This is a genomic window from Curtobacterium sp. ISL-83, assembly GCF_018613895.1.
Taxonomy (GTDB): Bacteria; Actinomycetota; Actinomycetes; order Actinomycetales; family Microbacteriaceae; genus Curtobacterium.
The window spans coordinates 413,567-434,214 of the sequence record NZ_JAGGPH010000007.1 but is presented as its reverse complement, the minus strand read 5'-3'; the positions used below and the strand labels follow the sequence as shown (position 1 = coordinate 434,214).

At 70.6% G+C, this 20,648-nt stretch carries 15 protein-coding genes; all 15 read right to left on the bottom strand.

Translation table 11 applies throughout. From position 1 onward, the window contains the following. Positions 1–194 precede the first annotated feature (194 nt). The gene (locus J7E22_RS06555; protein WP_214980018.1) at positions 195–830 is read right to left on the bottom strand and encodes a 4'-phosphopantetheinyl transferase superfamily protein; all 636 of its coding nucleotides are present in this window, start codon (positions 828–830) and stop codon (positions 195–197) included. Positions 831–912: 82 nt separating this feature from the next. Further along, positions 913–1,134 carry a hypothetical protein gene (locus J7E22_RS06550; protein ID WP_214980016.1) on the bottom strand — a complete coding sequence of 74 codons (222 nt, stop codon included), beginning with the start codon at positions 1,132–1,134 and terminating at the stop codon, positions 913–915. Between the two features lie 40 nt (positions 1,135–1,174). Further along, complete coding sequence (locus J7E22_RS06545) at positions 1,175–2,275, bottom strand: ABC transporter permease (RefSeq protein ID WP_214980014.1); 1,101 nt, start codon at positions 2,273–2,275, stop codon at positions 1,175–1,177. Beyond that, positions 2,275–3,402 carry an ABC transporter permease gene (locus J7E22_RS06540; protein WP_214980012.1) on the bottom strand — a complete coding sequence of 376 codons (1,128 nt, stop codon included), beginning with the start codon at positions 3,400–3,402 and terminating at the stop codon, positions 2,275–2,277. Before J7E22_RS06540 ends, J7E22_RS06545 begins: the two co-directional genes overlap by 1 nt. Before the next feature lie 3 nt (positions 3,403–3,405). After that, the gene (locus J7E22_RS06535; protein WP_214980010.1) at positions 3,406–4,380 is read right to left on the bottom strand and encodes an ABC transporter ATP-binding protein; all 975 of its coding nucleotides are present in this window, start codon (positions 4,378–4,380) and stop codon (positions 3,406–3,408) included. Next, complete coding sequence (locus J7E22_RS06530; protein ID WP_214980008.1) at positions 4,377–4,871, bottom strand: DUF2505 domain-containing protein; 495 nt, start codon at positions 4,869–4,871, stop codon at positions 4,377–4,379. Before J7E22_RS06530 ends, J7E22_RS06535 begins: the two co-directional genes overlap by 4 nt. After that, the gene (locus tag J7E22_RS06525; protein WP_214980006.1) at positions 4,868–6,496 is read right to left on the bottom strand and encodes a non-ribosomal peptide synthetase; all 1,629 of its coding nucleotides are present in this window, start codon (positions 6,494–6,496) and stop codon (positions 4,868–4,870) included. Before J7E22_RS06525 ends, J7E22_RS06530 begins: the two co-directional genes overlap by 4 nt. 19 nt (positions 6,497–6,515) lie before the next feature. Further along, positions 6,516–7,223 (bottom strand): thioesterase II family protein, encoded by a 708-nt coding sequence (locus tag J7E22_RS06520; RefSeq protein WP_214980004.1) that lies wholly within the window; start codon positions 7,221–7,223, stop codon positions 6,516–6,518. Further along, positions 7,220–8,416, bottom strand: a complete 1,197-nt coding sequence (locus J7E22_RS06515) for a hypothetical protein (protein ID WP_214980002.1) — start codon at positions 8,414–8,416, stop codon at positions 7,220–7,222. Before J7E22_RS06515 ends, J7E22_RS06520 begins: the two co-directional genes overlap by 4 nt. Next, positions 8,409–12,884, bottom strand: coding sequence for a beta-ketoacyl synthase N-terminal-like domain-containing protein (locus J7E22_RS06510; RefSeq protein WP_214980000.1), 4,476 nt, complete (start codon positions 12,882–12,884; stop codon positions 8,409–8,411). The genes J7E22_RS06515 and J7E22_RS06510 overlap by 8 nt, the downstream gene beginning before the upstream one ends. Positions 12,885–12,886: 2 nt before the next feature. Then, on the bottom strand, positions 12,887–16,474 hold the full coding sequence (locus tag J7E22_RS06505) for an SDR family NAD(P)-dependent oxidoreductase (RefSeq protein WP_214979999.1): 3,588 nt from the start codon (positions 16,472–16,474) through the stop codon (positions 12,887–12,889). Next, on the bottom strand, positions 16,471–17,628 hold the full coding sequence (locus J7E22_RS06500; RefSeq protein WP_214979997.1) for an ACP S-malonyltransferase: 1,158 nt from the start codon (positions 17,626–17,628) through the stop codon (positions 16,471–16,473). The genes J7E22_RS06505 and J7E22_RS06500 overlap by 4 nt, the downstream gene beginning before the upstream one ends. Beyond that, positions 17,625–17,882 (bottom strand): acyl carrier protein, encoded by a 258-nt coding sequence (locus J7E22_RS06495; RefSeq protein WP_214979995.1) that lies wholly within the window; start codon positions 17,880–17,882, stop codon positions 17,625–17,627. Before J7E22_RS06495 ends, J7E22_RS06500 begins: the two co-directional genes overlap by 4 nt. Then, positions 17,879–19,003, bottom strand: a complete 1,125-nt coding sequence (locus J7E22_RS06490) for a hypothetical protein (RefSeq protein WP_214979993.1) — start codon at positions 19,001–19,003, stop codon at positions 17,879–17,881. The genes J7E22_RS06495 and J7E22_RS06490 overlap by 4 nt, the downstream gene beginning before the upstream one ends. Further along, a complete protein-coding gene (locus J7E22_RS06485) occupies positions 18,993–20,633 on the bottom strand; it encodes a non-ribosomal peptide synthetase (protein WP_214979991.1) in 1,641 nt (546 codons plus the stop codon). The genes J7E22_RS06490 and J7E22_RS06485 overlap by 11 nt, the downstream gene beginning before the upstream one ends. Positions 20,634–20,648: the final 15 nt, after the last annotated feature.

The following is a 20,648-nucleotide window of genomic DNA, read 5'->3' as shown; positions in this document are numbered from 1 at the left end:
CTCCGGCCTGCACGGGACGGACGGCGTGTCGGAGCCGAGCCGCGCCTCCTGGCCGGAGCACGCCGACGCCAGTGGTAACGGAGAAGGCCCCCGGATTCCTTCGGGGGCCTTCTCAGTTCTGCCAACTCCGCAACGAGCGCTGGTGGTTCTTCGAAGAAAGCCCCGTCCAGGCGGGTTCCACGACGCGTAGAGCGTCAAAACGGGCTCGTCCTATCTTCGCCTGCGCCCTCGGCGAAGCATCCGTGCAGCGCAACCCGGGCACGGTCACCGCCGCGGCGCCCCCGACGTGATCGTGAGTCTGGTCGTGCGCCCTCCCCGCTCGTCCAGGCGCCGTCGGCCACCCGCAGTACCGCGACCGCCGCCACGAGGGACGGTTCCGGGTCCGCCGACGAGGTCCGCGTGGTCGCGAGACCCAGGCACAGGGAGCCGGTGGTCGTGACGACGGCCCGCACGAACGGGAAGGACGACAGGGTCACGAGCCCCGTGGCGGCCCTCAGACGTCGCACGTCGCCGAGACGGTAGGAGTCCCAAGCCGCGAGCAGTCCGAACCCCAGCGCCTTCCCGATGGCCTCCTTGGCGCACGCAATGCCGATCGGAGGCAGGTCCAGCGCAGCCCAGGCGTGCTCCTCTGCCGGCGTCGCGAACCCAGAGGGGAGGCTGCGGTCGACCGGCTCGATGTCGATCCCGCACGGCGCCTCGTGCGACACGGCGGTGGCGACGGCGTCAGACGTGTAGGAGACGCTGACCCGTGCCCCACCGTCGATCTCGGGCGCGCCGAGCGGTCCTCGACGCACCCTGGTCGTGATGCCCTCGGACGCGAGGTGGACCATCAGAGCGTGGTCGCCCGCGATCGACCGGTCTGCTGGTCGTCGTGGTACCGGCCCGCGAAGGACGGTCGCCGACAGCACGGCGTCAGTCCTCCGCGCGCGCCACGGTCCGACGGCGTGCCGAGACGGCGACGAGCACGATGACGACACCGACGACCCCCATAGCGGCTCCGGAGTACGGCTGAGCACCGCCCATCCACGTGGTGAAGGGCGTGTCGGCGTTGAACCAGGTCCGGAGGATCATCGATCCGAACCCGAGGGCGACGAAGATCCAACCGACGATGCGGAGGATGCGGAGAGCGGTCATGAGTGGTCTTCCTTCGGTGGGTTCGGACTTCGGGGATGGGTCAGACCCGGTCCGCCGGCACGCGGCGGAGCAGGGCGAAGAGCAGCGCACACGCGGCGACGAGCAGCAGGACCGGACGCCAGACGTCCCACTGCGTCACGGCGAACCCGCTGAAGAGGTGTTCGTTGAGCGCTGTCACCCAGCGCGTCGGGAGCACCCACGCGATGGTGCGCATCCACTCCGGCATGATCGACGAGGGCCAGAGAGCGCCGCCGAGCATGCACAGAGGCAGGACGATCGCCGTGACCGCGATTCTGCCGACGGACACCTTGGTCGTCGCGCTCACGATGAGCATGCCGAGGCAGATGCCGAACACGTTGAGCAGGGCGTAGGCGACGAAGAGCACGACGAGCCTGGCGGGCTGGAGACCGATGTCGACCCGGAAGAGGTACTGCATCGCCAGGACCATGACGGCGAGTTGGGCCGCGCCGATCGCGGCGTACACCCCCACGATCTGGACGTGGTAGCTCAGCGTGCTCCGCGCGGACACGAGGATCCGCTGCGTCGTCGAGTTCGCCTTGTCGCGCATGAACATGAGGATGTTCGTCATCGTCAGGAGCAGCATGACGAAGACGATCATGTTGAACGTCGAGACCAGGATCGTGCTGTCCTCGTTGCCGATCACCGTCCGGGTGACGGTGACGGGGTCCTTCGCCTCCTCGACGGAGCGGAGCGTCGACTTGAACTCGGACAGCGACGTGCTCTGGCCAGCCGAGTACTGGATCGTGGAGACGAGGGCGTTGAGACGCACGGCGAGGAGTGCCGCCGCAGCGCCCGTCGATGCGCCGGAGACCGTGGCGTCGACGCCGTCGGGATCGTCGAGGACCTCCTCCGCGGAGGACTTGATCTCGAGGACGACCCCGGTGGCGCTGCCCACCTTGTCGGATGAGACGACGTCGGTCGCGACGTCCTCACCGTGCAGACGGTCGAGGACGAAGGCCCGGAGGGTCGTGTCGGGAACCGCGACCGTCACGGACACCGAGGTCGCTGCCTGGTACTGCGCGAAGACACCGCCGGCCAGGGCGACGGGCAGCAGCAGGGAGATGATCAGCGTCATGGGGCGCTTGAGGACCCGGTACGCGTAGAAGAGGAAGACGGCCATCATCGCTTCTCCGGTCGTGCGATCATGACGGCCGACACGAGCAGCGCGAGCGCCGCGAGGACGGACATCACGAGGAGCGGGGTGGTGTCGAGCGTCTTCCCGGATGCGAGCTGGAACATCGCGCGCTGGAAGACGCCGTTCAGGGTGAGGTTCTGCAGCCCACCGAGGTCGAGGCGGACGAACCCGCCTGCCAGGAAGGTCATCGCCGGGATCGCGATCGTGACCACCGGATCGAGCAGCGACCATGCCCGCGCGATGAGCCCGAGCAGCAGCCCGATCGCGTTCGAGAACACCGCGAGCAGGAAGACCACGGCGGCGAACGCCCCGGTCCGCGTGCCGTAGTCCGCGCCGAAGACGGCGTGCGCGGCGATGACGACGACGGCCGCCTGTGCCATCGAGATGATGATCCCGGTGACCACCTGCGCCGACACGATCGTGAAGCGGCTCCGGGGCGCGATCAGGTAGCGGTCCCCGAGCGCCTCGGCGTACTCCTCCTTCACGAAGTTCATGGTGTTGGCGAGGCCGTAGATCAACACGAGCACGAGCATCGTGATGCCGTAGTAGGTCATGCCGCTGACCCCGGTCGACGGGTCGCTCGGGCCGGCGGCGGCGGGCACGTGGTCGACGAGCTTCCAGGCCGACGTCGGGGTGCGACCGGACTCAGCGATGGACGTGGTCGTCGCCACCGCCTCGCTGTACGCCTGGACCGCGACCTGCGTAGCGCGGAGGGAGTCGACGTTGGAGTCGACGGCTCGGAGCGACACCGTGGCGCTCCGACCAGCGGCGCGGCGTTCGCCGAACGACGCGGGGACCACCAGGGCGACCTCCACGTCACCGTCGCGGACGGCGCGGTCGACCGCGGCCTCCGAGGAGTAGCGGTGGACGTCGAACACCGAGGCGTCGTCGACGAAGGCCGAGAACTGCTCCGCATCCGCACCGGACGCCAGGTCGACCACACCGAGGTCGACGGAGACTCCGGTGGTCGAGGTCGACGAATCGCTCGAGAACGTGCCGGCCAGCGCGGACCCCAGGATGAGGATGAGGAGCAGCGGGAGGAGCGTCAGGTTGACGATGAGCACCGGTTGGCGGATCTTCCGCTTCAGTCCGTAGAGGACGAGGGGGATCATCGGTCAGTCCCGCAGGTTCTTCTGCGTGAGCCGGAAGAAGACCTGCTCGAGACTCGGTGCCAGGTAGCTGAAGCCGACCGTGCCGGATGCAGCCTCGGCGAGACGACCCAACGCGTCCAGTCGTCCGTTCGGGATCGACACACTGATGGAGTCCGGGCCCTGCGCCACCACGGTGAACCCGTCGAGGTCGACCGATGCGGCGATGTCCTGCTCGCCGTCCGTAGCGGTGATGGTGACGACCGCCTCCGGCGCGTACTGGTCGAGCAGCTCATCGAGCGTTCCCTCGCACAGGAACCCCCCGCCGTCCATCACGCCGATGCGAGTACACAGGCGGGCCACCTCCTCCATGTAATGGGAGATGTAGACCACGGTGGTGCCGCCAGCTTGCATCTGCTCGATGGACTCCAGGATCGCGTTCCGCGATTGCGGGTCCACACCGACCGTCGGCTCGTCCATGATGACCACATCGGGAGCGTGCACGATCCCGCAGGCGATGTTGAGGCGTCGCTTCATGCCGCCCGAGTACTTGCTCGGGTTCTTCGCGCGCTCGTCCCAGAGCCCGACGAACTCGAGGGCCACGCGCACCCGTTCCTGCAGCCGCGCACCGCGGAGCCCGTACAGCCGGCCGAAGAACCGCACGTTGTCGACGGCGCTGAGGTCGTACATCAGGGCGAGGTCCTGTGGGACGTACCCGATCCTCCGCCGCACCGACGTGGTCAGCCGTTCGCCGAACCACTCGACGCTGCCACGCTGCGGTCGCACGAGTCCGAGGAGGCACTTCATGAGGGTCGACTTCCCGGCACCGTTGGGTCCGAGGAGCCCGTAGATCGCGCCGCGTTCGATGGAGAACGAGACATCGTCGAGGACTCGGCGCTTCACGTCGTACCCGAACTCGACCCCACGGACGACGAGCGCCGCTTGCTCGGTCGGTCGCGGTGCCTCCGTGTTCGGGAGCGGCACCGCCGCCTCGACGGTCATGCGTGCACCGCCGAAGCGAGCGCGACGGCCTCCTGCGCGTAGCCGGCAGCCAGGCTGTCGGCGGTGAAGCGCTCGACCCGCCTGCCGATCACCGGGACAGGGTGCCGCACGGTGCCGTGGACGACCCACTTCGTGTGCTGGCCGTCCGGTTCGAGGGCGTAGGTCCCCTCGAACCGGACACCACCGTCGAGGGACTCGACGGACACCTCGGCCGTGGGCTGCTCGGCGAGGGTCCACCGTTCGGTCCTGCGGTTGCGCGGACCGCCATCGGTGAAGCGGGATGCCATCCAGGAGGGCATGGCCGCCGTTGAAACGCGGTAGGTCGTCGTCAGGCGGAGTCGGTCGTCCTGCTGACCGATCGACTCGATCGTCGGTTCGTCACGACCGGCGGCGTGCAGCCGTGCGAGCACCGTCGATCGGTCCGCGAGGACGCGTGCGATGGCTTCCGAACTGGCCTCGATGCGGAAGGTCTCCGCGAAGGTGGTGGTCACGTGGTCCCCAGTGTTCCGGACGGGACCGCTGAAGCAGTCGCGTCGATGAGCAGTTGTTCGATGGTCGAGACAGAGGGCGAGGCGAAGACGTCCAGCAGGGTGAGTTCCGTGCCGTGCCGGTCGTTGATGGTCATCAGGACCCGCCAGAGGGCGATGGAGTCGATGCCGTGGGCGAAGAGGTCGTCGGCGTCGTCGGCGAGTCGACGTCCGGTCGTGGCCTCCACCGCACTCGCGACCTCTCCCCGCCAGCTCGGCGACGCGGGCGTGGTGTCCACACCCGACGTCGCGCCGGCCGCCAGGGCGGTGACGGCCTTGACGTCGGTCTTGCCGTTCGGCAGGAGCGGTATCCGGTCGACTCGCACCGACGAGGACGGCAACGACCAACTCGGGAGTGCCGTGCGTACCCGGGCGATCTCGGCCTCGCCGACGTGGACGAGCCCCAGCCGGCCGTCCGCCAGGACGACCACCCGAGCGGCCTCGGCCCCCGCCGCGACGTACGCAGCCTCCACCGCACCCAGTTCGATCCGGTGTCCGGAGACCTTCACCTGGCGGTCGTCGCGGCCCACGAACACGTGGACGCCGTCGCCGTGCACGCGCACTCGGTCCCCCGTCCTGTAGGCCCGTTCTCCACCGACATCGGTGAATCCCCCATCGGGCCCCCTCAGGTATCCAATCGCAAGTCCGTCGCCGAACGCAACCAACTCGGCGGTCCCGTCGACCGTGGTCGACGGGTCCGATGCGACGCGGGTGCCGTGGACTGGGGTGCCGATCGCGACCTCCTCGACCGGGGACCGCATCTCGTGCAGGAGCGTGAAGACCCCGTTCTCGGTCGGCCCGTACCCGTTGACGACGACCGTGCGCCGGACTGCGGTGTTCACGCTCGTCAGGTCGAGCTGCTCCCCGCCGGCGACGACTCGTTCGAGTCCGTCGAACGCGTCGGGTCGGTGCTGAGCCACCAGGGCGAACACCGACGCGGTGAGCCAGGCGACGTCGACCTGCCGGAGGTACGTCGCGAGCACCGTCGGGTCGGCGACGGAGGCCGCGGGGACGACGACGACGGTCATGCCCGCAGCGAGCCCTCCCCAGACCTCGTAGACGGAGGCGTCGAACTCCAGCGGCGCGGTGTGGGCGATCCGTCGCCCGCCCACGAGGCCGAGACGCGGATCGCCCAGAAGGCGTAGGACCGCGCGGTGTGGTACGCCCACCGGCTTCGGCTCGCCGGTCGTGCCCGAGGTGAACACGATGTAGGCCAGGTCCCCCTCCGTCGGCTCCGGTCCGGCCGCGACGACGTCCTGCCGGTCGTCCGGTTCGGCATCGAGGACCGCATCTGGCCGGAGCGCATCCAGCCGACGGCGGACGTGCTCCGAGCCGTCGAGCGCCAGCGCCGTGTACGCGGCACCGGCCATCATCGCGCCGAGGGCGAGGACGATCGCCACCGCACCGCGCGGGTGGTCGACGACGACGGTGTGCCCCTGACCGATCCCCCGAGCGGTGAGTGCGGCGCGGACGCGGTCCGCTCGGGACGCGAGCTGCCGGTAGGTCAGGGACGCCCCGCCGTCGACCAGGGCAATGGTGTCAGGCGTCCTCCTCGCGGCCTCGGCGATCGCGGACGGGATGCTGGTCATTCGGTCACCTCGGTGTCGGTCATCGTGCAGTGGTCGTCGTCAGCAGGAACTCGGACCAGAGGGTCGCGAGTTCCTGCGGCTGGTCCTGTGGGAAGAAGTGCCCGCCGGCGAGCGTGCGCCGGAGCACCACGCGACCGCCGACCGCCGACCAGTCCGAACTCGTCGTCACCGTGCGGTCTGCACTGCCCTGCACGACTGCGATCGACGTCGTGTCGGCGAGGAGCCCGCGGCGGTCCTCCCGGGCGTACCGGTCCACGGCTGCGATGTCGTTGCGGAGCGCCGGCAGGAACAGCCGTCGGAGCCCGGCGTCGGCGAACATCGTCCGGTCCACCAGGCCGAACTGCTCGCAGTGGTCGAGCAACAGGTCGTCCGTCCCGAGGTCGAGCCCGTCGGTGGCGAGTTCAGGCGGCGGAGCGCACGCCAGGAACGTGACGGACGCGACGGGCGAGCCGGCGTCCATCAGCCGTGCAGCGACCTCGTAGGCGACCGCGCCCCCCATGCTCCATCCGACGAGGTGCACCGGTGGGTCGGAGCGGGTCGCTGCGACCACGTCGTCCGCCATCGCGGCGACGGTCGACGCGAACGGCTCGGAGGCGCGACGTCCATGACCCGGGTACGTGTGCGTCCGGAAGTTCCGCCGGACCTCCTCGGGGAGGGCCGCGCGGACGCGTTGGAACGGATCGGCCTGGGCTCCGGCGAAGGGCAGACCGAGGATGGTCGCACTCATGCGCGCTCCTCCCTGACGACCAGCACAGTGCAGTCCCCGCGCACGGAGTACGACGGGAACACGAACCAGCGAATCCCTTCCGGGTCGGCGTCGAGCTGTACCCCTGAGCGCCCGACGAGGTGGTTCCTGCTGAGGTGGATCGTTCCCCCCGCACCGTCCCGACTGCGCTCGACGAGGCGCACGAGTCCACGGAGCGCGTGCGCGCCGACCGTGTAGTGGGCGTCACCCTTGAGGTACCCGGCACGGACGCCAGGCCGACGCCGCCGCAGGAGGGCGATCGCACTGAGTTCGGCCGCGTCGTCGATCGGGTTGCCACGCCCGTAGAGGTCGACGAAGACCTGATCGTGCTCGGGGACCCCCGCGGTCTCGAGGGCTCGCTCGACCGTGGCGGCGACGACATGACGGTTGACGACGGCCGTCCCGAAGGAACCGGAGGCCCACCCCCGGATCGCGAACCAGCGGTCATCCTCCCGCAGCGTGCCCGGCTCTGGACGGCCCCGGACGAGGGCCAAACCGATCCCGCCCTCGGCGTAGTGGTGTCCATCCGAGTCCGGATGGAACGGCAGTTCATCCCGGTCGGCACCGCGACCCAGTTCGACGACGGGGAACGGCAGCGGCATGTCCGCGGCGCTCGCGGCGACTGCGAACGCCCTCTCGTCGGCCCCCGTCGCCACGCGACCAGCAGCGGCGACGAGAGCGTGCATACCGCTCGAGGACGCCGCGGTGTGCCGACTGACCGAGGGCATCCCACCGAGATCGGCGCGGATCCCAGCGGCGAGCGGGTCTGCCGACGTCATGAGTGTCGCCGGTTCGAGCACCGCACCGACCCCGAGCAGCACCGATTCGAACTGCACCGTGTCGCCGGCGAGACCGAGCGCGACATGGCCCGGGCGCTCGACCGTGCGAGCGAGCGCTTCGAGCATGCTCGTGGCGATCCGGTCGACGGTAGCCGACGGTGCCGCCCCCGGCTCGTCGAGTCTGCGCGCCGGGAACGCCCTGCGCGGATCCTCGAAGAAGAAGCCGTGGGCGGAGTGGTTCGGTTCCCGCGACGGCGCGCCGACCTCCTGGAGCAGCTGCGGCATCCGCGCTGACCACACCGCGCCCGCGTCGGCGGCGACCGCTGAGGACCCAGCTCGGGAACCGCTGGCGATCGCTGCGACGGTCGCAGCGATCCGGACGACGTGCTCAGGCATCCTGGAGCTCCCGGACGTGCCCACTGAGCTCGAGCACGCTCGGGTACACGAACACGTCCGCGACCTCGAGGTCGACGTCGAGCTGCTCGACGAGTGGCGTGTAGATGCTGAACGCCTTCAGTGAGTCACCACCCATGTCCGTGAAGCTCATCGTCACATCGACCCGGTCCACCTCGAGGATGCTCGCGAACAGGACCGTCACGAATTGCTCCAGCTCGTCGAGCGGTCGGTCGACCCCGACGATCTCGATCTCGGCGATGTCCTTGATCACGAGGTCGCCGGCCCCGGCGCCGGGTGCGGCCGTCGGTGCCTCCACGGCGGGCTCGTCGAGACCCGGCACGGTCATCGTCGCGGCGAGGGCCGCTGCCCCGGTGTCGGTCAGGCGTCCGACGACCGTGTCGGTGCCCCGGCGACGGATGGAGTCAGCGACGTACCCGGCCGCGTCGGCCGAACGCAGCGGCGCGAGCAGGAACGACTCGTCCGGTGCGTCGCCGACCCCGAAGCGCAGAGCCATCCCGGTGTCCTGGAGACCAGGCCACCGGGTGACATCGAGTCCGACGCCGCTGCGGGCGATCCCCTCGAGGTAGGCGTTCGCCAGCGTGTACCCGAACTGGCCGGGCGCACCCGCGAGCGTCGTCATGGTGGAGGCGGCGAGGAACAGCTCCGGGATGCGCCCCACGAAGTGCTCCGCGACGACCGAGGCGGCCACCGCCTTCGGCCCGAAGACCAGGTCGAGGTCCGCGCTGCTCTTGCGGAAGAGCATGCCGGCCTCCGGGACGCCGGCGAGGTGGACGACCCCGGCGATGGTGTGGGACGCCTCGACCGTCCGGAGCAGCGCGCCGAACGCCTCCGCGTCACCGAGGTCGCACGCCGCGAAGTCGATACGCATCCCCTCGCCGACGAGCAGGTCGACCCGCCCCGCACGCTGGCGGTCGTCCTCCGAGTCAGAGGATCTGAGCACGTCCAGGGCGCGACGTCCGACGACGACCGCCGAAGCGCCGTGGTCACGCCAGAGCGCCTCGAGGTACTCGACGCCCATCCCGCCGAACCCACCGGTCACCAGCACCGTCGAGCCTTCGGGCAGTCTCCGAGCCGTTCCCGGCGCTGCCGGCATCCGGAGGAACTCCCCGTACAGCATGCCGTCACGCACGAGTGCGCGTCTGCCCTGCCAGAGCTCCTCCGAAGCGATCGCGAGTGCACGGGCCACATCGAGTTCGACATCGCTGACGACGGTGAGCCGCAAGCCCGGGTTCTCCGCCTCCACGACACGGACGGCCGCGATGCGCGCATGGTCCATCGCATCGACATCGTGGTCGCCGAGCGCTCCGAGTCCGGCCCGTACGAGCACGACGACCTGTCCGCCGGACCGCACCAGGCGCGGCAGCGCACGGGCGACTTCGAGGAAGTCCTGTGCTGCCGCCCGGACGGACGAGGGGTCCGACGGGACTCGCGGCGGCACGACCACCAGGTGATCGGCGCGTCCGGCGGACGGGTCGTCGAGGCCGGAACGAGCGAGGAAGCTGACGCGATCCCGCTCCTCGACCGGGATAGGAGCGAGCACGGCAGCCCGGTCGTCGTCCTCCACGAGCAGGACGACCTCGCCCGTCGGCAGCCCGCCAGCGGGAGCCTCGACACCCATCGGGTGGAGGTCGACCTCGGCACGGCTGGGCGACGTACCGGCGACGTACTCGCGCATCGAGTACCGGTCGATCGCCAGGACGAGTTCGTCACGGTCGTTCAGGATGGTGACGTCTGCGGACACGACGCGCGGGTCCGCCTCCGGGTCGTATCGCAGTGTCGTGCGGGCCCGGTTCGTGGCGGTCAGACGAGCACCGGTCGCACGGGCGGCCCCGTAGGAGAGCGGGAGGAACTGACGCCCGACGGCGACGCCGCGTTCCCAGCTCATCGCACCGGCGAGCAGGTCGACGACGGCCGGGGAGAGGTCCCAGGCCTCGAGGTCCTCGGTGAACATCGGGTCGAGCCGGTGCTCGGTCTCGATGACCCGGTCGTCGCGGCGCCGGAGACCGAGCGGACGGCCGGTCGTGTCCCAGCGACCCGAGAAGGAGAGCATGTCACTGCTGTGGCCCTCGAGGTCCGCGTGCTCGGCGGCCTCGAACGGAGCGACGGGAGCCACCGGGGACTGCTCTGTGGACGGCGCGATGCGGAACGTCGCGAACGCGGTGTTCGCCGTGCCCTCGCGCACGAAGACCTCGACCTCGAGCCGGCCGGCTTCGCCCCGTCGCACCTCGACGAACACCGTCCGCTCGTGCTCGACCTGCAGGAGCCCCCGGAACGTCATGCGGGTGAGCTCGTAGGAGGGTGTCCCGAAGTAGTGGCGAGCGAGATCCGCGGCGAGCTGCGTGTAGGCGGTGCCGGAGAGCGTCGGGAGGCCACCGATCCGGTGGTCGGCGACGCACCAACGTGTGAGGTCGAGGTGGACGGTGAAGAGGTCCACCGTCGGGCCGGCGAGGACCTGCGAGCCGATCAGCACACCATCGACCGGCGTGCCGAAGGACGCGGCCGCCGGCGGCGCGATCGCGTACTGCCGGACCGTCGCCCAAAGGCGCTCACCTCGGAGGCGCAGTCCGGGGAGACCGACGACGTGGCCGCCCGGGGCCTCCGCGACGGTGAGGAGTTCGTCGGCCCCGGCGACCGCGAGCCGGACCCGATCCTCCGTGGTCAGGATCCCCGGGACCGTCGCGGACCGCTCGATGAGGAACGCCGTGGTCGCGCGTTCCTGATCTGTCCGGGTGCTGGCCGTGCCCCGGTGCAACTCCCCGCGTTCCGGACGCCAGCCGCTCGGGTCCGTCACGGCGAGACGTGCGTTCGTCAGCGCCGCGAAGAACCCGCGGTGGTCGGACGCCGTGAAGCCCAGCCGTTCGTCGAAGCGCTCCCGGCGGCCGACGAGCGTCGCAGCGACGTCGACGAGGGCCAGGCGCTCGAGCTGGCCGCGGGCGTCCAGGAGGTCATCGATCCGGTCGAGGAGCTGCTCCGGTGTCGGTGCCGAGAGCAGGAACGGCAACGGACCGTGGCTCTCGGTGGATCCGACGTGCCGCTGTCCGGGCGCGGCTTCGAGCACTACGTGTGCGTTCGTACCGGAGAACCCGAAGCTGCTCACCGCCCCGCGTCGAGGGCCGCCGGTGGATGGCCACTCCTGCAGGCCGTCGGGCACGTAGAACGGCGTGTCGGCGAACCGGACGAAGTCGTTGGGTGCGGTGAACGCGCTCGCTGGGAACACCACACCGGAGTCGAGCGCGAGACTCATCTTGATGACGCCGCCGACGCCCGCGGCACCGACCGTGTGGCCGACGTTCTCCTTCAGGGTGGTCAGTGCACAGGTGCCGAAGTCGTCACGCCCGCCCTTCCGGAAGGCGTCCGTGAGCCCGCGCACCTCGATCGGGTCACCGAGCCTGGTACCGGTACCGTGTGCGTCCACGTACCCGATCGACCGAGGTGAGATGCCAGCCGTCCGGTACGTCTCCTCGATGAGTCGCGCCTGCGCCTTCGGGTTCGGCGCGGTGAGCCCGTTCGACCGCCCGTCGCTGTTGATCCCCGACGCACGGAGCACCGCGTAGACGTGGTCGCCCGCGGCGATCGCGTCGCGGAGACGCTTCAGGACGACGATCCCGGCACCCTCGCCGAAGATCGTCCCCCGCGACTGGTCGTCGAACACGGTCAGGTAGTCGCGGACGGTCTCGACCCCCCCGCGGTCGCCGAAGACGGAACCCTGCCGCGGCGCGAGCCCGAGTGCGACACCGCCGACCAGGGCGGTGTCGACCTCGCCGGAGGTCAGGGCTCCCCGGGCGATGTGCATCGCCACCAGCGACGAGGAGCAGGCGGTGTCGACGACGAGCGAACCACCGGTGAGGTCCCAGAGGTAGTTGACCCGACTCGCGAGGATGCCCTCCCAGGTGCCGGCGTTGATGAGCTCGGAGTCGTTCTCGATCTCGCTGGCGTACGAACCGTCGACGGAGCGGTCCTTGCCGATGTAGACCGCCGTCCGCGTGCCCTTGATCTGCTGACGAGTGACACCCGCGTGTTCGAGTGCGAGGAACACGTGCTTGAGGACGAGTCGGTGAGCGGGGTCGATGTACCGCGCCTCCGCCTCGGGGATCTCGAAGAACGCCGCGTCGAACTCGTCGACGTCGTCGAGGTAGGAGCCGCGCTGCTCGGTCATGCGGTCGAACACGGTCGCGGGGTCCACCCCGAGGAACGCGGCGGATTCAGCGAGGTACCGGTGGCCCTGCGGGAAGTACTCCTTCCGACCCTCAGGGAACGGGGCGAACCCGTTCCGACCCGCTCTGAGCATGCGTTCGAAAGAGAAGAGGTCGGGCGCTCCGGAGTACTCGCAGGACATCCCGACGACGGCGACATCGTCCGGGAGCGCCTCCTCGAGGTACTTCCGACCGGTCAGCTCATCGAGCTTCCCCTCGGCGATCTGCTTGTAGATGTACTGTGCCAGTTCCATCGTCAGGCTCCCCCCTGCCGCAGCAGTTCCTGGATCGTGGTGACGTCGACGACGTCGTGGTTGGTGGTCGACCCGATTCGAGTCTGTGCGTGCTCGATCTGGTCGGCGATCGTCGGACTCGAGAACAACGACGTCACGTCGAACACCCCGGGCAGGTGCGCTTCCAGGACCTCACCGAGTCGGACGATCGAGACGGAGTCTCCGCCGTAGTCGAAGAAGCTCCGGTCGGCATCGAAGGCGATGTCACCGAGGACCTCAGCCCAAGCGCGCCGGAGGGTGTCCTCGAGTTGCGCCCGCGGATCGCCTCCCCCGCCCACGACCGACGGGGCCGGCGCCCGGGTCGGGACGGACCGCCGGACCGGTGTCGGTTCCGGGCGGTCGTCGAAGACCGCGCCGGCAGCGGTCCCGCCGGCCCCGAGTCCGTAGACAGCCGCAGCGGCGAGTCCTGAGGCGGCGAACCGGTCCAGTTCGGCGAGTCCGAGCGACGTGGTGACCCGTTCGAACACGTCGTCGCCCCGTCCCGCGGCCATACCGGTCTCGGACCACCCACCGAGCAGGACAGATCGAGCACCCTCGGACCGCGCCAGTGCGTGCTGGTAGGCGTTCGCAGCCGCGTACTCCGCCTGGCCGAGGGCCCCCGAGTACGCCGCGACGCTCCCGACGAGGACCACGTCGGCGTGGGCACCGAACTCGGACAGGACGTTCCTCGCACCGGTCGTCTTCGCCGCGAGGACAGCGTCGAACGCCGCCAGGTCGGTGTGCAGGTGAAGACCGCTCGCCGGCACCCCGGCGAAGGAGACCACTTGGTCGATGTCAGGGAACTCGCGGTGGAGCGCGGCGAGGTCCGCCGCTGAGACGACGTCCGCCCGGCGGTACGGTGTCGACCCGGGCGCTGCGCTACGCCGCGCCGCGCGGACCACCCGGCGCCGTCCGGACCCCGCGACGTGTTCGGCCCAGGCATGACCGATACCGCTGCTCGCGCCGAGGACGAGCAGTGTGCCCGTCGGTGCTGGTGCCTGCGCCGGCTCGGGGACGGGGACGGACCGGACGGCGTGGGCGCGGCCTGACGGGTCGACCCCGACCAGCCCCACCGGGATCGTGTCGGTCTCGATGGCCGCGAGCGCCGCGGCCGTGGCGTCGACGACGGCGACGTCGAATCCGACCTCGGTCCGCATCGAGTACGCCGTGGCAGCGAGCGCAGCAACGGAGGGGTCGAGTGGTGCGGCGATGCCGAAGGCGCCCTCAGCCCGGACGACGACCACGTCCACCGGAGCAGACCGGTTCAGCTGCACGAGGTGGTCTGCCAACCGAGAACAGGCCTCCGCGAGCGGCTGGCTCGTCGCAGGGGCCTCGACGACGACGGACCGGCGTCCCCCGACGGGACCGCCGAGGCTCGGCACCTCCACGGGGACGATGTCGTGCCAGCGTCCTCCGCCAGGGATCCGCTCGTCGCCACGAGGAGGGACCACGGCGCCCTCGACCGTGTTCTTGACACGGTGGTCGCGTGCGGCGAGCAGCAGACGACCCGAGGCGTCACGGACGTCGACGTCGACGGTCAGCACCACGTCACCACGAGCGGTGCGCACACGATCGGTCTCCCGTATCGACGCGACGACCTCGCCGTCGGACAACCCCGAACGGTCGAACCAGAGGGCACCAGTCGACCACGGGAAGAGCAGGCTCGTCGGCTCGAACGTCGCGTTGAGGGCGTTCAGCGCGGCGTCGAGGACGGCCGGGTAGAAGTCGTAGGTCCGCGCGTTCGCCGCGTCACTCGCGTTCGGACGTGCGTGGAGGACACCGCACCGGAACTCGGGGTCCCACGCGAGCCGGATCCCGACCTGCCAGCGCTCGGAGACCGAGACCGCAGCCGTGTCATCACCCGAAACCGTGTCCAGTCCCAGTACGACGAGGCCTGCTTCCGGGACGGTGACCGCCGTGGAGGGCGCGACGGGCGTCTCGTGGACCCGGAAGGTCGCCCAGGTGCGCGATCCCGTGTCGTCGCTGCGGAACCGCACGATCCCCGCACCGGAACGGTCCAACTCGACGGACAGCGTCACGGTCGACGCGGCGGCCACCGGTTCGAGGATGACCACGTCGGTCAGCTGCGTCGTGCCGCTGTCGAACGGAGACCCGGACAGCGCTCGGTGGACCAGCTCGACCAGACTCGACCCGACGAGCATCGGCCGTCCGTCGACCACGTGTTCGACCATCTCCCACGCGAGCTGCGGTGCGACGTCGACGACGTACACCCAGGACGACCCGAGGTCGATCGCCGTGCCGTCAGCGAAGGTGTTGCGCGCTGATCGGAACCAACGGCGTGCGCCGACCTGCCGGGGTGCCCGGCGCGGGCGCGGCTGCAGCACTCCCGGCGTGACGACGGCGTGCGCGATGGTGCCCGTCAGACCGAACGCACTGACGCCGACCGCGCCGGGACGCCGACGCTCGGTCCCGGCGGGGACGTAGAAGGGGCTCTCGACGAACTGCGCGTCGTCGCGAGGTGCGACGAACGACGCGGCGGGCGGCACGACACCCGTCGTCGCGACGCCGAGCGCCACGACGAGTCCGAGCAGCCCGGAGGCAGCATCGAGGTGCCCCAGGCTCGACTTCGGCGTCACGATGCCCACGGATCCGGGACGACACCCGGAGAACGCCGAGACTCGCGAAAGTGACTCGAACTCGATGGCGTCGCCGACCGTGGTCCCCGTCGCGTGCGCCACGACGGCGAGCGGGAGCGCGCCGTCAACAGCTGCCCACGCCCGGTCGACGAGCTCGGTCTGCGCGGTCGGGCTGGGCGCGGCCATCGTCGGGGTCCTCCCGTCCTGGCCGACCTCGATGGAGGAGACGACCCCGTACCCACGACCGACGACGCCGGTCCGACCGAGGACGACGCTGAGGACCCCCTCCCCGACGCTCGCCCCGTCGGCGGCTCGGTCGAAGGCGAGCGTCCGGTCCGCGGCGGAGACGACGTCGATGACCTCGGTCCCACGCTCGCCAGGGACGACGAGGAGGTTGGCCGAGGTGACGACTGCGAGGTCGACCGCTCCGGCGAGGAGGTCACGGCGTGCCTGCGCCACGGCGACGAGCCCAGAGGAGCAGGCGGTGTCCACGACGACGGCGGGGCCGCTGAGGTCCAGGACGTGACTCACCCGCGCCGCGAGTGAGGGCGCGAGTACGGCCAGGACGTCCGGGGAACCACCTGCCGCTCGCTGGAGCCGCTCGTAGGCACCGAGCTGTGCCGCAGAGGCACTCGCGTACACACCGATCCGCCGGGTCCGCTCCGCACCGTTGGCGACCGCGTCCTCGATCGCGTCGGCGGACGACTCGAGGCACAGACGCTGGTGCGGGTCCATCGCCTCCGCCACCCGTCCGGCGATCCGGAACCGTGTCTCGTCGAACGCGTCGATCCGGTCGAGGTACGAACCGAGGTGGTGCTCCTCCGGCTCGGTGGTGAGCAGGGCGTCGCGCAGTCGACGGACGCCGAACGCACCTCGCCGGACGACGGCACGGCCGAGCGTGTCGAGGAGCCCGGCGAGGTCGTCCGACCCGGGCACCCTGACGTCGATGCCGATGACCGAGACGGTGTCCGTCATGCCCATCGTGACCGCCAGCGGAGCGCACCGACGTGCCGAGCGAGTTCGGCTGCGTCGACACGCTTCCCCTCCAGGGCAGCGGTGAGGTGGACGATCAGCGAGTCGAGGTCGGTCGGCTTGCCCACCATCGCCCGGATGGCCTGGTACGCGGGCAGGACCGTCGCCCGGTAGTCGGCGTCGTCCTCGTTCCGGTTCCGCGTCGAGACGATCGCGCCGAGGGCTCGTGCAGGCAGGTCGTAGTGCGTCTCCGCCTCGGCGAGGTGCAGGAGGTCGACGGCTGCCGTCTCGAGCTCCTCCGGTCCGGCGACCGGCAGTGTCCTGGTGCCCTCGGCGCTCGCCATCCGTCCCACGACGCCGTTCGGGGATGCGTCGATCACGACCTGTGCGCCGAGTTCGGCAGCGGCCCGGACGGAGCCTTCCCAGAGCACCGGCGCCTCGATCTGCCTGGTGAGTTCGTCGAGCAGCGACGTCCAGTCGAGCGGGGCGGCCGTGACGTTGCTGATCACCGTGGCTCCGGGCGTGAGGTCCAGCCGCACCGCAGCCGCCCGTTCGGCGAACTCGGCTGCGGCATCGGCCATCAGCGGTGTGTGGCACGCCGCGGGTACGGCCAACCGGACGACCCTGGTCGCGACCCGGGCTGAGAGTGCGTCCACCGCGGCGGCGCTGCCACTCACGACGACCTGGGTGGGACCGTTGCGGTTTGCGATCCAGACGTCGTCCACGTCGGCGACGACGGCCTCGAGGTCTCGCGGCGGGTCGATGAGCGCCGCCATGGCCATGGGTGGTGCAGTGTCGACCACGCGCTGCATCGCCTCGGCACGGATGGCGGCGAGCCGGAGGGTCTGCTCGGTCGGCAAACCGGCGGCGATGCCGACGGCCGCGATCTGTCCGACGCTGTGGCCGAGCACGACTGAGGGCAGGACCCCGACCCGGTCGAGCCACGTCGCGAAGGTGGCGAGCGAACCGATGACCGAGACGAGCTGCCCACGTCGCGTGTCCCGCCCGAGGTCCTGCGACGCCCACTCCGAGGTCGGTTCGCCGAGGACCTCGTCCGCCTCCGCCCAGACCGCACGAGCGGCCGGGGCTTCCCAGAGGGAACGTGTCCTGGGGCCGGGGACGATCCCCTGGCCCGGGAACTGCATGCTGAGCTTCATCGGTCTCCCTCTCGGAGCGACAGGATCCGGCGGGTGAGCGCGCCGACGGTGTGGTGGGTGAAGAAGTCGGAGAACGTGAGCACAGCGAGGCCGTCGCGTTCGAGTGCGTCTCGGAGGTCGACGAGGGCGAGGGAGTCGAGTCCGACGTCGGCGAGCTCGGTGTCGTCCTCGATCAGTCCGTGCCACTCGGCCACGTCCCGGATACAGGTGACGAGGTCCGAACGGACCCGTCCTTCCTGGGTCGTCTCGGTCACAGGGTTCCTCCGGTGGTCTCAGGTGCCGTGGTGCGCGGCGTGGTGGTCGCGAGGGTGAGTTCAGAGCGGATGAGATCGGCGAGGACCTCCACCGTTCCGGGTGGGAAACCGTCGCCCTCGATCGTGATCGTCTGCGTACCGCGGACGCCGTACGAACTGACGTGCAGCGGGTACTTCCGGGTCTGGCGGAACGGGTCGTCCAGCAGGACGACGTCGAGTTCCCGGTCGAGCTCCCGATCGAGCATCGACGTGGTCTTGCGGTCGACCATCACCACGGGGAACCGGACCGGCCTGAGCGTCGAGCGACCGGAGAACGCCTCCTGCCGGAGCGCCGTCACCGCCGCGTTCCCGAGGTCGGCAGCGGTGCCCGTCGTCCGCGGGAACTCGAGCAGGACAGTGCGCACGAACGACCCGACGTGTCCCATCTGCTCGAGACGGCGTCCGAGGACCGGCGATGCCACGCAGACGCCTTCCACCCCCGTCCACCGTGCCAGCGCCAGGACGACCCCGCCGGTGAAGTCCGCCGGCGCCCGGTCCGGGCAGTCGAAGGTGACGCGCGTGGGACGACCGGTGTCGGTGCGCTTCGCCACGACGGCGGCGGTGAACGCCTCCTCGAGCCTCCGGTCCACGAGCGCCGCTGCGACGACCGGGTCAGCCAGGCCGAAGGGGAGGACCGGGGCCTGCCCGGTCCGGTACGTGTCCAACAGCGCGCGGAGTACCAGGGCGACGGCGATCCCGTCCGCGAGCGAGTGGTGGATCCGCACGTCCAGGTGGACGGTCCCGGTGCCGAGCTGTGACGTCAGGCCGAACCGGACGAGTGGACCGCCGAGCACGTCGAGGGGCGTCCGCATCACGTCGGATCCGTCCTCGACGACCACCGGGGCGTCGTGGAGGACGGCGCGGAGCGATCGCCCATCGCGGGTGTAGCGGCGGCGGGTCCAGGGGTTCGCCGCTGCGAACCCCCGTACGGCGTCGCGGAGACGCGGGACGTCCACGCCGGACCGGAAAGCAAGGGTGAACGCGATGTCGTACGTCCCCGGCCGCCCGGCCCCGAGGGACGCGATGACGATGCCGCGCTCGGCCTCGGACAGCTCGGCGGGGAGCGCTGTCTCAGCGTGCACGGCACACCGTCCCCAGTGGCAAGGTCAGCAGGTCGAGCACGTCGACCCGCACACCGGCCTTGTCGAGCTGCCAGACCACGTCCATCGCGGCGATGGAGTCGCCACCGAGCTCCACGAACGTCACCGAATCTGGTGCCACGTCGACCTGCAGGACCTCTCGGACGGTCCTGAGGACGAGGTCGGCGCCGGCAGTCCGCACCGCCTCCGCGGCGAGCGCCCCGAGATCGGTCTTCCCGTTCGGTGTGAGCGGGATCCGGCTGACCCGCTCGACGACGGGTACCGAGTAGCGGGGCAGCACCGCGCGCAGCCCGTCTCGGACCTCGGCGCTGCCCGACATCCCGGTGTAGTAGGCCCGGAGCTGGCCGTCGACATGCGCGGCCACGGCCTGTTCGACCCCGTCGAGCCGAGCGGCGGCCGCCTCGACCTCCGCCAGGTCGACCCGGAACCCGGAGACCTTCACCTGGCGGTCACGACGACCGAGGTGGGTCAGGAGGCCGTCGGACCGGCGGGCGACGCGGTCGCCGGTGCGGTAGTACCTCACGCCGGAGACCTCCGTGACGGGGTCTCCGGCGGTCGCGATGTCCCGGTAGCCGAGCATCAGGCCGGCGCCGCCGATCAGCAGCTCCCCCTCACCCTCGACGACCGGGTCACCGGCGTCGTCGACGACGAGCACCGTGGCACCGTCGATCGCGTGTCCGATGGGGACGTTGTCGTCGAAGGCGCCTCGGACTGGCCACGCGGTCGCGAACACCGTGGTCTCGGTCGGTCCGTACACGTGGAGGAGCGACGTCCGTCCCGCGAAGGCCCGGACATGCGGTGCAGAGGCCCGCTCGCCGCCGAAGAGCACGAGTCCGACGGACGCCAGCGCATCCGGCGACCTCGCGGACAGCAGGTTGAACAACTGTGTCGTGAGGAAGAGCGTGTCCACCGAGGCGAGGAGTTCGTCGCCGCCCGGGCTGACGAGCCCCTCGACGTCGAGCAGCCGGATCGTGAGCCCGTTGAGCAGACCGCCGAGGATCTCGTACACGGATGCGTCGAACTGCATCGCGGCGAGCTGACCGATGACGCCGCCGTGGTAGAGCTCCGGGCGGTCGGCGATGTAGTGCACGCCACGGTCGGCGATCTGCACCGCCTTCGGCACCCCGGTCGTACCGGAGGTGAAGATGACGTACGCGAGGTCACTGGGCTCACGGACCGGGAGGTACGCACCGTCGTGTTCCGTCGCCGCCGCATCGCCGAGGTGCTCCTCAACGCTGAGCGGCTCCTCGAACACGTGGACCGGCGAGATCGCGTCGTGGATCATCGCGACGCGCTCCTCCGGGTACGAGCGCGGGACGACGCAGAACGCTGCTCCGGCACGGAGTGTCGCGATGACCGAGACGATCACGTCCGTCCGGTCGTCCTGCCGGATGGAGACCACGCCTCCGCGACCGGCTCCACCGTCCATCAGCCGCCGGGCCATCACCCGGGTCGTGCGCTCCAGTTCGACGCCGCTGATCGACCGGGACCCCCCGATGACCACCGTCCGGTGACCGGCAGCGCGCAAGGCCTCCTCGATGCGTCGACCGAGGTCGACGTCCATTCCGACGCCGGTCCGTCCCCCGACAGGCTGTGTTCCAGTGATGCTCATCGTTCCCCCTCCGAT